The 12,803-nt window shown below is 67.0% G+C and carries 12 protein-coding genes and 1 pseudogene; 8 read left to right on the top strand and 5 right to left on the bottom strand.

All coding sequences use genetic code 11. From position 1 onward, the window contains the following. Positions 1-5: 5 nt before the first annotated feature. The gene (locus QJR12_RS00465; RefSeq protein WP_300575015.1) at positions 6-851 is read right to left on the bottom strand and encodes a hypothetical protein; all 846 of its coding nucleotides are present in this window, start codon (positions 849-851) and stop codon (positions 6-8) included. Positions 852-946: 95 nt separating this feature from the next. Here QJR12_RS00465 and QJR12_RS00460 point away from each other — a divergent pair, with 95 nt between their 5' ends. Then, a complete protein-coding gene (locus QJR12_RS00460; RefSeq protein WP_300575013.1) occupies positions 947-1,642 on the top strand; it encodes a class I SAM-dependent methyltransferase in 696 nt (231 codons plus the stop codon). 27 nt (positions 1,643-1,669) lie between these two features. Here QJR12_RS00460 and QJR12_RS00455 read toward each other — a convergent pair whose 3' ends face one another. The 3 genes from QJR12_RS00455 to QJR12_RS00445 all read right to left on the bottom strand — a co-directional run bounded on the left by QJR12_RS00455 (position 1,670) and on the right by QJR12_RS00445 (position 3,458). Continuing rightward, complete coding sequence (locus QJR12_RS00455; RefSeq protein ID WP_300575156.1) at positions 1,670-2,377, bottom strand: Crp/Fnr family transcriptional regulator; 708 nt, start codon at positions 2,375-2,377, stop codon at positions 1,670-1,672. 222 nt (positions 2,378-2,599) lie between these two features. Beyond that, positions 2,600-2,962, bottom strand: coding sequence for a hypothetical protein (locus tag QJR12_RS00450; protein WP_300575011.1), 363 nt, complete (start codon positions 2,960-2,962; stop codon positions 2,600-2,602). Further along, a complete protein-coding gene (locus QJR12_RS00445; RefSeq protein ID WP_300575009.1) occupies positions 2,949-3,458 on the bottom strand; it encodes a MerR family DNA-binding protein in 510 nt (169 codons plus the stop codon). Before QJR12_RS00445 ends, QJR12_RS00450 begins: the two co-directional genes overlap by 14 nt. Positions 3,459-3,683: 225 nt before the next feature. Here QJR12_RS00445 and QJR12_RS00440 point away from each other — a divergent pair, with 225 nt between their 5' ends. The 5 genes and pseudogenes from QJR12_RS00440 (at position 3,684) to QJR12_RS00420 (ending at position 10,441) form a co-directional block, all read left to right on the top strand. Further along, positions 3,684-5,096, top strand: coding sequence for a selenium-binding protein SBP56-related protein (locus QJR12_RS00440; RefSeq protein ID WP_300575007.1), 1,413 nt, complete (start codon positions 3,684-3,686; stop codon positions 5,094-5,096). A gap of 484 nt (positions 5,097-5,580) precedes the next feature. Next, positions 5,581-5,880, top strand: coding sequence for a DUF1490 family protein (locus QJR12_RS00435; protein ID WP_300575005.1), 300 nt, complete (start codon positions 5,581-5,583; stop codon positions 5,878-5,880). A 68-nt stretch (positions 5,881-5,948) separates the two neighbouring features. Beyond that, the gene (locus QJR12_RS00430) at positions 5,949-8,357 is read left to right on the top strand and encodes a copper-translocating P-type ATPase (protein WP_300575154.1); all 2,409 of its coding nucleotides are present in this window, start codon (positions 5,949-5,951) and stop codon (positions 8,355-8,357) included. Beyond that, positions 8,347-8,966, top strand: a pseudogene (locus QJR12_RS00425) (DUF5134 domain-containing protein). The gene QJR12_RS00430 and the pseudogene QJR12_RS00425 overlap by 11 nt, the downstream one beginning before the upstream one ends. A gap of 1,037 nt (positions 8,967-10,003) precedes the next feature. Next, entirely contained in the window at positions 10,004-10,441 is a 438-nt protein-coding gene (locus tag QJR12_RS00420; RefSeq protein ID WP_300575003.1) for a heavy metal-responsive transcriptional regulator, read from the top strand. A gap of 135 nt (positions 10,442-10,576) precedes the next feature. Here the strand turns inward: QJR12_RS00420 and merA are convergent, their stop codons facing one another. Then, a complete protein-coding gene (gene merA, locus QJR12_RS00415; protein ID WP_300575001.1) occupies positions 10,577-11,992 on the bottom strand; it encodes a mercury(II) reductase in 1,416 nt (471 codons plus the stop codon). Between the two features lie 92 nt (positions 11,993-12,084). Between merA and QJR12_RS00410 the strand changes: the two genes are divergently transcribed. Beyond that, on the top strand, positions 12,085-12,453 hold the full coding sequence (locus QJR12_RS00410; RefSeq protein ID WP_300574999.1) for a metalloregulator ArsR/SmtB family transcription factor: 369 nt from the start codon (positions 12,085-12,087) through the stop codon (positions 12,451-12,453). Positions 12,454-12,500: 47 nt separating this feature from the next. After that, entirely contained in the window at positions 12,501-12,800 is a 300-nt protein-coding gene (locus QJR12_RS00405) for a hypothetical protein (RefSeq protein ID WP_300574997.1), read from the top strand. Positions 12,801-12,803: the final 3 nt, after the last annotated feature.

The following is a 12,803-nucleotide window of genomic DNA, read 5'->3' as shown; positions in this document are numbered from 1 at the left end:
CCCGGTTACGACGCCAACCATGCCAGCTCGGCGGGCAACTGGCCGCGCCAAAACTCGGCATCATGCCCACCCGGCGAGAATCCCCCGGCCGGCGGTGTGCGCAGTTGGGCGACGAACTGCCGCGTCGCCGGATAGAAGCGGTCGCCGGTGCCGCAGTCCACCCGGATCGGGATCTTGGCCAGCGCGGGCAGGCCGAACACGTTGTTGCGCACCCAGTCCTCGTAGCTGTCGAACGCCCCCGGTGCGCTGCCGGTATACGAGGTGAACAAGGCCGGGCTCACCGCACAGATCCCCGCAGTCCGTGGCGCACCCAGGCGAGCACCCAGCAACAAGGCCCCATAGCCGCCCATCGACCACCCCAGGAAGCCGACCCGCGAGATGTCCAAACCCTTCGTCGCCAGCATCGGCAATAACTCGCCGAGCACCATCGCTCCCGAGTCTTGGCCGGAAACCCGCCGGTGCCAGTAGGTATCGCCGCCGTCGACACCGACCACCGCGAACGGTGGGTGGCCCGCTTGGACCAACCGGGCAAGTTGGTCCGCCACGCCGAGGTCCACCACGCTGTTGGCGTTCCCGCCTTTGCCGTGCAAGGCGATCACCGGGCGCAGCGCCATGGCGTCCCCGGGCGGTCGCAGGATCACCCAATTGGTCGGCACGCCCCCGCGGGCGGCGGAGATGAACGATCCAGACAGGCGAGTCGGCAACGCGTTACCCGCCGGGGGCTCGGACGGGGCGGGCGACGCGTGGAGTTCACCCGGATCCCGCAATGCGCCCAACGCCCAGAGGCTCGCGACTCCTCCCGCAGCACGGGCACCAAGACGCAGCGCAGCGCGGCGGGTCAGCGGAGGCATGAGCGTGATCCTGCCGGGTCGAATAGCATCGCCCGTAAGGCCACGCCGAATCGGTTATCACACCGTGACCGCGGCGCGACCGGCCGGATTCCGGCGTGAGGACCCACATGGATCGCCGCGTTGTCCGCCTGTTGTACGAGGTGTTGTCCCGGATCGGACTAAACCCGTCGTTTGCCGCTGCCGATGTCCCCGACACCTGGCTGGTGCAGCACGTCGAAGGCGAACACCGGCTGCCACCGGGCCGGGCGCTGGACCTCGGCTGCGGCGTCGGACGCAATACGCTCTATCTCGCCCGGCGCGGCTGGGACGCGGTCGGCATCGACATGCTCGGCCGGGCAGTCGAAAAAGCGCGGGAGAAGGCGCGGGCCGAAGCCGTCGGGCGGGACGCGAAAGCGCGTTTCCTGCAAGGCGACGTGACCAGGCTCGGGGAGCTGAACCTCGGCGACGGCTACACCCTGATCGTCGACAGTGGCTGCTTTTACGGGCTTTCGGCCACCCAACGCGACGCCTACGCCGCCGGGGTCACCCGGGTCGCCGCGCCCGGCGCGCTTCTGCTCATGGCCGGCTTCACCACGATCCCGGGCACCGGCATCGGTATCTCCGAGGACGACCTGCGCCGGTTTCCCGAGTGGGAGCTGCGGACCGGCGCGCAGGTCCCGATGGCGGAGATTAGCCGCCACACCCGTATTCCGCCGCCGCTGAAGGCAGCCATGCGCAGCGGCCGGCTGCGGATCCGCAGGTTCGAACTGGTGCGGGTGCCATCCAACACCGGGGTGCATGCGGATTCGTGACTGACCCGGCCGACCAGCATTTGAGCCTCATTTCGCGCGGGCGCGCAACCCATCGGGATCGGTGATCTTGATCATGGCATATCCGACGTGGACGAGACGGTCTCGCTCGAACTCCTTGAGGATCTTGTTGATCGACGGGCGCTGTACGCCGAGCATGGCCGCCAGGGTGTGTTGGGTGAGTTGCACGGAGCCGTCGACCGCTAAGTCCAGAAGAAGCTGCGCCAATTGGGTTGGCAGCGGCCTGCCGAGCAGGCTCAACCTGACCCGCCCGGCCAACACCCGTTGGGCCACACTGGAAAGCCACCGCCGGGAGATGCCCGGATGGGCGGCGAGCAGCCGTTCGAAGGCGTCCCGATCCAGAAACAGGCACAATGCGTCCGACAACGCGCGCGCCGTGTGTGGCACCGGCAAGCCCAGCAACACCGGAATATCGCCGACCACGTCGCCGGCGCGCAGCACGTCTATCACCGCGCGCCGGCGTCCAGAGCCGGCCGTGAGCTCGATTTGCCCCGTCCGCACAATCCACACCCCGCTGGCCACGTGAGCGGCGGAGAAAACCACCTCCCCGGCGTTAAAGGCCCTAACCTGCAGGCTGTCTGCCAGTGCGGAGAGGTCTTCGGGACGCAGCGGGGCAGCCGCCCCGCGACCGACGCACCGCGCCACCCAGGCGGCGTGTCGCATCTTTGCCCCCGAGGCCGGGCGCTCGCCGGTCGGCGCGTGCACGGCTTGGTTGATCGGATCCGCCGGGTGGTCTGACACCGCGCCTCCTCCGCCACCCAGACGATGTCATCCTGCCTACAATCTTGCTCCCCGTGGATTGCCGTGCGACTACTCGCTGCGGCGGATTCGTTTACCGGACGTCGGGCGCGCGGCCCATCGGTCGACATGCCCGGGCACCATCGACCCGGTCCGCCTGGCGGCGAGTCAGCTCCAGGGTCTCGGTGCGGGCCTGGTCGATCAGCTCCGCAGCGTGCCCGAAATCGGAGGTCGGGGATCTTCCACCGGGAAGGGCAACGGCAGCACGATGAGCCGAGCTCGCTTCGGCACCCGGACGATATCGGCGGCGACCCGATGGCGGATCAGCATCGACAAAGCACGGGTGGCGATGTCCAGCGGTGTTCTCGGCGGCCGCCGCGCGCACGCGTAACCGGTCGACGTCGCGTCGTCGTAACCCGATCTACAGCCCGGCCAGTTCCTGCACCGTCGCCGCGGTGGCCGGACGGGGGCGATGAATGCGGCGCGGCGGGCGCCGACCGAGGTGGCGGTGATCAGGTCGGGCGTAATACCGCGCTCGTAGCGGGCGGGCTCAACGCCGCTCATGATTGCGAGTGTGAGCAACCCGGTGGGCGGGGCTGAGCAACGGGCTGGAGGGTTGCCGACGTCTGCGTTCCTGTCCGACGGGTTCTGCGCCGTCGGTGGCGCTTTCGATGATGTGGCACACGGTGGCGGTCTGGTCATGGTGCTGTTCGCTGCGCGCGGACTGTAGCGCGCCGATCAGTTTGGCGCGCAAGGCACACAACGCGGCGATGGCATGGTCGAGGTCGTGCACGTGCCGATCGAGCAGCGCGGTCACCTGGTCGCAGGGCATTGCACCCCGGCGATGCAGGTCTAGGATCTCTTTGATCTCCGGCAAGGAGAAGCCGAGAGTTCTGGCCCGCAGAATGAATCGCAGGATTGCGATGTCGTCGTCGCTGAACAACCGGTAGCCGACCTCGGTGCGTGCGGCCAGCGGCAGCAACCCCTTGGCCTCCCAAGTCCGGATAGCCTTCGGGGAAACTCCGACGGCTTTGGCGGCAGCACCGACGGTGTGCGCCACGGGGGCTCCCTTCCTTGCAGGGCGGCTTCTTAGGCCCTTGACCTCCGCAGTGCGGAATTTTAGTGTACTCAGCGGTCGCGATCTCTTCACCACCCTCCCGGCACATAGACAACGAGGAACCGGGGGAGAGACTAGGGAACATGACCGACCCGGGGCACCTCGGCATCGTTATCTCCGGCTATCTCCGGGCAGCCCGGCGATGCGGCCTGACCTGAAAGGGAAACCATGTCCGACGTACCAGATCCCACGTTCTACCGGAGTCCGGGCGCCGCCATCGCAGCCCCACCCGAGCGGCTGGCCTACGTTGCCGCTTTCGACCCGGCGGGTCAGGCGAAAGATGCGCTCGCCGTGGTGGACTGCGATCCGACCTCGCCGACGTACGGCGATGTGATCGGTTGGGCCGAGCTGCCCACGGCCGGCAATGAACTACACCATTTCGGGTGGAACGCGTGTTCGAGCGCACTGTGTCATGACGGGCACGGGGACCGTCACCAGTTGGAGCGCCGCTATCTGGTGGTGCCGGGGATCCGCTCGTCGACGACGTATGTCCTTGACACCAAGCCCGACCCCCGCCAACCGTCTGTGGTGCACGTCATCGAGGCGGGTGAACTCGCTGCCAAGGCCGGATATTCACGCCCGCATACCGTGCACTGCGGCCCGGACGGTATCTTCATGTCCGCCCTGGGCGGCGCCGACGGCAACGACGGTCCCGGCGGTGTCGCACTGATCGATCACGACACGTTCGAGGTCATCGGGCCGTGGGAGCGGGACCGAGGCGAGCAATTTTTCGCCTACGACGTGTGGTGGCACCTGAACTACGACACGGTGATCACGTCGGAGTGGGGGACACCCTCGATGCTCGAAAGTGGGCTCGATCCCGAGCATCTGCTTGGCCGTAAGTTCGGGCATCACGTGAACTTCTGGAGCATGTCCAAGCGGAATCTCACCCAGCGGATCGACCTTGGCGATGAGCACCAGATGGTGCTCGAACTGCGCCCGGCCCACGACCCCGCCAAAGCGTACGGCTTTGTCGGCGTGGTGATCAACGTCGAAGACCTCTCGTCGTCGATCTGGCTGTGGCACCGGCAAGCTGACCGATGGGCGCTCGAAAAGGTCATCACAGTTCCGGCCGAACCCGCCGACCCCGACGCCCTGCCCCCGGCGCTGAGGCCGTTCGCCGCTGTGCCGCCACTGGTCTCCGACATCGACTTGTCGGTCGATGACCGCTGGCTGTATGTCTCATGCTGGGGCACCGGCGAACTCAAGCAGTTCGACGTGAGCGACCCGTTCCGTCCGCGGCAAACCGCGTCGGTACGTCTCGGTGGAATCGTGCGCCGCCAGTCGCACCCGGCGGCGCCGGACTTGCCGTTGGCCGGTGGGCCGCAGATGGTGGAGATCAGCCGTGATGGACAGCGGGTCTACGTCACCAATTCGCTCTACGCGGCCTGGGACGATGTGTTCTATCCCGACGGCGTCGGGGCCTGGATGGCAAAACTTAACGCCGACACCGGCCTCGGCGGGCTCGTTCCAGATCTCGAATTCTTCCCTCGGGGCAACGCCTTTCGTGGTCTAAGGGTCCATCAGACCCGGCTGCAGGGCGGCGACGCGTCGAGCGACTCGTACTGCTACACCGGTTGAACCCGACGTGCCGCTGCCGTGGCAGGAGTCCGACGGCGCCGGCGCATGCTTTAGCCGCCCCTACGGCGCGCTTCGGCGCTGAGGTCGGTCGCTGGTCGCACTCCCGCAGCTAACCCGGCCGAGCCGGCAATCGTGCCGCAGCGCTTGACCTTGTCCCAAGGGCAACCCCTAGATTGGCGGTACCGTCGGTGGGCTGATCGAGCGGGGGTCGACCCGCCGGCGTCAACGTTGCGCTTCAGCGAGGAAGGATGAGTGAAACGGCTGAATCCGGGTTCGAGACCCTTGGGTTGCCGAAACGCTGCCTGTGTCAGCGAAGTTGGACAAGTTTCGCCAGTTCTGAGGTGGGTCGAGGGATCGGCACCCGGCTTGGCAAGCGCCGGCACCGGCTCGATTGGGCTCGGTCTGCGGCACCACGCGGAAAGCGCAGCAGCGGAGAAGTCACCGCCGCACTTGCCGGGGCAACGATGAGTAAGGAGTGTTCCAGATGACAGCACGACATGGACGGCTGGCGAAGGCGGCGCCCACGCTGGGCACCCACATCTTGTTGGTGTATGCCGGCCATGAGGCGCTGCATTGGGCTTTGGCCAAGGTTCCGTGGCGCAAGGCGACGGTCACCACCACCGCCTGGGGTCTGCGGGTTGCCCGCAAGGTGGAGCGCACGGCCAAGGATGGCGTTGAGCGGGCTCGACTGGCGGCCGCCGACATGCTCGCCGAGGCGGTCGAGCGCATCGGGGAGGAAGTTTCACCGCCGGCGGCGGACACCGGTGCCACCCAGGAGCACTGATGCTGACCGTCGATGCCCCCGCCGACACCGCAGCAAAGCTGACCGTGCTCTCCGCCGGGGCAGGCCGGATGCGGGTGCACGCCACCGGGTTTCAGTTTGACGGGGCCAGGGCTGCCGCGATTGAGCGGTCGGTTGGCCAGCTGACCGGTGTGCGCGGCGTGCGCGCCTATCCGCGGACGGCATCGGTGGTGATCTGGTACGCACCGGCTGGCTGTGACACCGCTGCGGTGCTGTCGGCGATCACCGAGGCGGTGCGCCGGACGGCGACGCCCGCCCCGACGGCGCACCGGGCTGATGCCGGCGGCGGGGTGGTGGGGAAGGTCGTGGGGGGGATCGCGCGAACGCTGTTGGGTCTGCGCGGGGAGGTGGCGGAGCGCCCGCCGCAGATCCGGAGGCTGGCCGAGGCGCTGGATCGTCTCGGCTATCACCTCGAGTCGGTCACCGAGAGCCCACCGTCGCCGGGCGAGGAGAGTCGGCGCGGGATTCGCGCCTGGTTGCGGCGGGTGTGGCTGGCCTGGCCGTTGGGGCTGCTGGCGTCCGGGTTGTCGATGTTTTTCGGCGGCTACCCGTGGGCACGCTGGTTGGCGTTTGCCGCGACGATACCGGTGCAATTCATAGCCGGGTGGCCGTTCCTGGTGGGGGCCGCGCAGCGTGCGCGGGAAAAGACCGCGAACATGGACACCCTGATCGCGCTGGGCACGCTCACCGCGTTCACCTACTCCGCTTATGAATTGTTCGCTGGCGGGCCGCTGTTTTTCGACACCGCGGCGTTGATCATCGCATTCGTGGTGCTGGGCCGCTACTTCGAGGCCAGGGCTCACGGCAAGACCCGGGAGGCGATCAGCAAGCTGCTGGAGATGGGCGCCAAGGAGGCCCGGCTGCTCGTCGACGGCCAGGAGCGCCTCGTCCCAGTGGACCAGGTGCAAGTCGGAGACCTGGTGCGGGTGCGTCCCGGGGAGAAGATCCCGGTCGATGGTGAGGTCATCGATGGGCGCGCCGCCGTCGATGAGTCGATGCTCACCGGCGAGTCCGTCCCGGTCGAAAAAACGGTGGGTGATCATGTTGCCGGGGCGACGGTCAACACCGACGGCCTGCTGACCGTGCGGGCCACCGCCGTGGGGGCCGACACCGCGCTGGCCCAGATCGTGCGCCTGGTCGAGCAGGCCCAGGGCGGCAAGGCCCCGGTGCAGCGGCTGGCCGACCGGATCTCGGCAGTGTTCGTGCCGAGTGTCATCGGTGTTGCCGCCACGACGTTCGCCGGGTGGGCGCTGATCGCCGCCAACCCGCTCGCGGGTATGAGCGCCGCGGTCGCGGTACTGATCATCGCCTGCCCGTGTGCGCTGGGGCTGGCCACCCCCACGGCGATCATGGTCGGCACCGGCCGCGGCGCGGACCTGGGGATCTTGATCAAGGGCGGTGAGGTGCTGGAAGCCTCCAAGAAGATCGACACCGTGGTGTTCGACAAGACCGGCACCCTCACCCGCGCCCAGATGCGACTCACCGACGTGATCGCCGATGACCGGCGCCAGGCGGATCGGGTGCTGCGGCTGGCCGCCGCGGTAGAATCCGGTTCTGAGCATCCCATCGGGGCGGCGATCGTCGCGGCCGCCCGTGAGCGAGGGCTGCAGGTTCCGGCGGCTACAGGTTTCACCAACCTCGCCGGGCACGGTGTGCGCGCCGAGATTGACAGCAAACCCGTGCTGGTCGGGCGGCGCACCCTCGTTGACGAGCACGATTTGGCATTGCCTGAGCATTTCGCTGTGGCGGCCGAGGAACTGGAAGAGCGGGGCCGCACCGCGGTGTTCGTCGGCCGGGACGACCGGGTTGTGGGGGTGCTCGGGGTGGCCGACACGATCAAAGACGAGGCCGCCGAGGTGGTGCGCCGGCTGCACGCCCTGGGGCTGCAGGTCGCCATGATCACCGGGGATAACGCCCGCACGGCGGCCGCGATCGCCGAGCAGGTCGGCATCGAGCGGGTACTGGCCGAGGTGCTGCCGGCCGACAAGGTCAGCGAAATCCGCCGACTGCAGACCGAGGGCCGGGTAGTTGCGATGGTTGGCGATGGCGTCAACGACGCCCCCGCGCTGGTGCAGGCCGATCTGGGGATCGCGATCGGCACCGGCACCGATGTGGCCATCGAGGCCTCCGATATCACGCTGATGTCCGGCCGGCTCGACGGTGTGGTGGATGCGATCGAACTCTCCCGGCGCACCCTGCGTACCATTCACCAGAACCTGGGGTGGGCGTTCGGCTACAACACCGCCGCCATCCCCCTGGCCGCACTCGGCCTGCTGAATCCGGTCATCGCGGGCGCGGCGATGGGATTCTCCTCGGTCAGCGTGGTGAGCAACTCGCTGCGGCTACGCCGCTTCGGGCGCGAACGCAGGACCGGGGCTCATATCACCATCGGTAGCCGAGCGGATGGCAACGTCACGACCCCCCTCGATCAGGGCGGTTGGGTCGCTCGTGATCCATGATCTGGTGCTTCGGTGGGTGGTTACCGGGCTGTTCTCGCTGAGCGCCGCCGAATGTGTGCTAGCGATCGTCACCAAACGCCGACCGTGGACCTGGGTCATCAGCCACGGGCTGCATTTCGTCATGGCAGTGGCGATGGTGGTGATGGCCTGGCCGTGGGGCGCAGATTTACCGTCCACCGGACCAGCGGTGTTTTTCCTGCTGACGGCCGTTACGTTCGTGACGATGGCCGTCGTTGCGGCCCGAAGAGCCGCCCAACGGGTGCAATACGGCTACCACGCTCTGATGATGCTGGCAACGGCCTGGATGTACGCCATCATGAATACTCAGCTGTTTCCGATACGAATGGGCACTCAACCAGGTGCGTCGATGGCAGGCATGGACATGGTCGGCATGAACATGCCGGCAAGCGGCGGATCGTCATATGGTTGAGCGCAGTCAACTGGCTCGGTAGCGTCGGCTTCGCGGTCGCGGCGGTTTTTTGGACCTATCGGTACGTTGTCACACGCCGGCACGAACGTTCCCGCTTCGACTCGCTGGGGAACCTCAGTCAGGCGGGCATGGCCATCGGAATGACTTTTCTCTTCCTCAGCACGCTATTTCACATCTGATCCGGCCCCCGGTTATCCCCGGTTATCCCTGCATCAGCGTAGAGCTCACGTAATCAGCGTAGAGCTCACGTAGCCGCTTGGTGACGTCGGCCGGCTCCTGATCCAGTCGCGCGGGAGCTCTTCACGCGCCTGGTGCCGGGCCGCCAGCGAGACGCTGCGGGCACGAAATGGTACGGCGCTGTGCCCTTGACTTTGCCTTTGGGGCAAGCTCTACCGTAGAAATCACCGGCAGAGATGCCTCCGCCCTGATCCCGCATAGGAGGCCAACATGGGTTTAGCCACAACCTAATTGGATTTCGCGATCCCCACCGGCCACCGTATGACGCACCCCTGTGAGCGGCAACGTGGTGCGTGCTCGCAGCATTTGCAGACACTTCCGTCTCGACCCGGACTGCGCTCCACCACGATCGCACAGGTCGACGGCGTGGCCGATAAGCCGATGACCGGGAGATCACCAACCCGTTGCGCTTTTACGGGTGTTCTCAGCACAGATAGGAGAAGCCCGATGAAATCTCAAGCTAAGAAGGCAATTACGTTGTCAGGTGGCGCAGTCCTCGTCGTTGTAGCGCTCGAATTCGGCAGCGGCGAGTTGTCAACCCCCGATACTGGTGCGTTGGTTAGGGCCAGCGCCGTCAGTGGTGCCACTGACCTGGGGCAAGACCGCACAGACGAGCCGCCGTGCATCGCCGACCCGACAGATCCATGCCTGCCGCCAATGGACGTTTCGGCCAATGCACCGAGTCGGCTTTCGCCGCAGCCGGTGGGTCCGCCCCGCACACAGATTTTTTGCCAACCTGCCGGAGTCTTTGGGCAATTGTGCTATCGGCGGATAGCGCCATGAAGCGCGACTCGGAGTTGGTGCGACCCGCTAGGTTGAGCCGCCAGCTAACGTTCGCCCAACGCCACCTTGACGCTGAAACGATTTGGACAGGGCTCCGTGACGTATCCTCGAGTGTGCTCGACCTTGCCGTTAAGGCAAGCCCGGAACTCGTGCGACGGGTTGTGAGCCCCTGCCGCCCGGGAAAGGACCAAGATCAATGACGGCTGCCATCCATGAACGAAGCCCTCTGGCGCACACGGTCGGCGATGCCGCCAAAGCCATCGGTGTCTCGGCCAAGGCCATCCGGATCTGGGAAGCCAAGGGGTTGCTACCGCCGGCTGAGCGCACCCAAAGCGGTTACCGGCTGTTCAGCGATGAGGACATCGCGATCCTGCGGTTCATTCTGCGCGCCCGGACCCTGGGTTTGACATTGTCGGAGATCAAAGAGGTTCTCGACCTGCATCGTCAGGGCATGGCGCCCTGTGAGCAGGTCACCGCCCTGCTCGATAAGCACATCCGCGACATCGACCGCACCATCGCCCACTTGCGAGCCCTGCGCACTACACTGGTCGCTGCCCTGCAGACCGCTCAAAGCGACCAGCGCCGCGGTCGGCTTGCCACCGTCTGCCGCATCATTGAATCACCCACGGAATAAGCTTTGCGCAGCGGGCCAGGCGGGGAGCACGTCGGCAAACGCTGCCCGTTCGAGACAACGGCCGCCTGAATCGCAACGACCGATAAGAGCACTGCCAGAACAGAAATTGGTCAACACGTTTACGGGGTCAACACCTCAGGAGGCGCAGCAGGACAGTTTGGTGACATCGCGGGTGAAGGTCTGCGCGGCCAGCTTGAGGCCTTCGGCCATGGTCAGATACGGGCACCACTGCTCGGCCAGCTCGGCCACGGTCGCCTTGTTGGCCAGCGCGCCGACGGCGGCGGCGATAACCTCGCCGGCGCCCTCGGCGATCACGTGCGCGCCCAGCAGCCGGCCCGAGTCTTGCTGGGCAACGAGTTTGATCAGGCCGCGGGTGTCGCGATTGACGATTGCTCGCGGTACGTAGTGCAAGGGAAGCACGCGGCACTCGCACTCGTAGCCGGCCTCGATCGCCTCGCGCTCGGTGATCCCGACCGCGGCAATGGCCGGACTGGTGAACGTCACCCGCGGCAGCGCCGTGTAGTCCACGCTTCGCTGTGTTCCGTCAAATGCGTTGTCGGCCACCAGGTTTCCGTGAGCTGCCGCGACGTAGACGAATTGCGGGGCACCGGTGACGTCGCCGGCCGCCCAGATCCGCGGGTTGGTGGTGCGCAGAAAATCGTCGACGAGCACCTCGCCCCTGCTGCCGGTGGATACGCCGACGGCGGCCAGGTTTAGCGAAGCGGTGACCGGTCGGCGGCCGGTGGCGACCAACAACTGCTGGGCGCGCAACCGGCCGCCGTGCCCGTCGGCAGTGCGGTAGTCCAGCCGGTAGCCGCCGTGCTCGTATCCGACCCGGGTGGTGGTCGTGCCGGTGAGCACCCGCAGCCCTTCATCGGTGAACGCCCGCTCGATGGCGGCCGAGATTTCGGGTTCTTCGAGCGGCGCCAACCGTTCCAGCACTTCCACCACGGTGACCTGCACCCCTAACCGTGACCACAGCTGGGCCTGCTCGAGGCCCACCGCGTTGCCGCCGAGCACGATCATCGATTCCGGCAGCGCATGCATCTCCATCGCGGTGGTCGAGGTCAAAAAGCCGGTCTCGGCCAATCCGTCGACCGGTGGCGCCCATGGTGCCGACCCGGTGGCGATCAGATACTGCTCGGCCTCCACTCGGGTGGACCCGCCATCGGTGAGGGCGATATCCAGGACGGGCCCCGGCGCGAAGCGGGCGGATCCCGCCACGATATCCCACCCGTATTCGGCGGCCAGGTCGGTGTATTTCGCGGCGCGCATCGTTGCCACCAGGTCATCCTTGGCGCCGATCAGCCGCGCCACGTCAACGCCGAACGGGGTCACGCCGATGCCCGGGAAACGCTCCACAAGGCTCTCGCTGCGGATCGCCGCGGCGGCCAGCAGCGCCTTTGACGGCACACACCCGGTGTTGACACACGTCCCGCCGACCGTGCCGCGCTCGATCATGACCACCCTCTTGCCCTTGCCGCGGGCGGCGATCGCCGCGGCGAACCCCGCGCCTCCCGAGCCGATCACCGCGAGGTCATAGCCCACCATCCGATCCTTCCTCCGCTTTCATTCGCGTTGCCAAATGTGTCTATAGTAACCTAGGATTCGTAAATCCGGATATCTCAGTGAGGGTTAGTTCTGTGGTCGACGTTTCTGGGCCCCGCACCAGCCTGTTGCCCACCACCGCGAACGGGGTGGAGACGGTGGCGAAATTCTTCCGTGCCCTTGCCGATCCGGCCCGGTTGCGGTTGCTGGAGTTCTTGTTGGACGAGGAGCACACCGTTAGCGAGTGCATGGCGCACATCGGACTCTCCCAGGGCCGGGTGTCCAGCCATCTGGCGTGCCTCTCCGACTGCGGCTACGTGCAGCTGCGCCGCCGCGGCCGCTTTAGCTGTTATCGAGTCAGCGACCCGCGGGTCGCGGAACTGGTGCTGCTGGCCCGCTCGTTGGCCGCCGACAACGCCGCCGCCTTGGCCGCGTGCATGCGCATCACCACCCCGAACGCTTGATCGACGAGGGCTTGATCGACGAGGGCCGATCGACGAGGAGGACCACCATGTCGACGCATCCCGGGCCGCGCCGCACCCCGATCGCGCTGGTGGCGGCGGGGTTGCTGCTGCCCGCGTTGTGTTGCGGGTTACCGGTGTTGATCGCCGCCGGCGCGATCGGCGCGGTGGCCACGGCTTTGACCGATCCCCGCGTGATCGGTGCCGCTGTGGCGGTGGCTGCCGCCATAGCGGTGCGGTTTATGTGGCATCGACGCAGCTGCGGTCGGGATCCCCGGTGCTGTCCACGCGCGCCGACCGCGCCGGCCGCCCGCAGCCGCTCCGATCACCCCACCCGTCATCCAATCTGACCC

Source organism: Mycobacterium sp. (assembly GCF_029961025.1).
Taxonomy (GTDB): Bacteria; Actinomycetota; Actinomycetes; order Mycobacteriales; family Mycobacteriaceae; genus Mycobacterium.
This window is presented reverse-complemented; position numbering and strand designations above follow the sequence as displayed.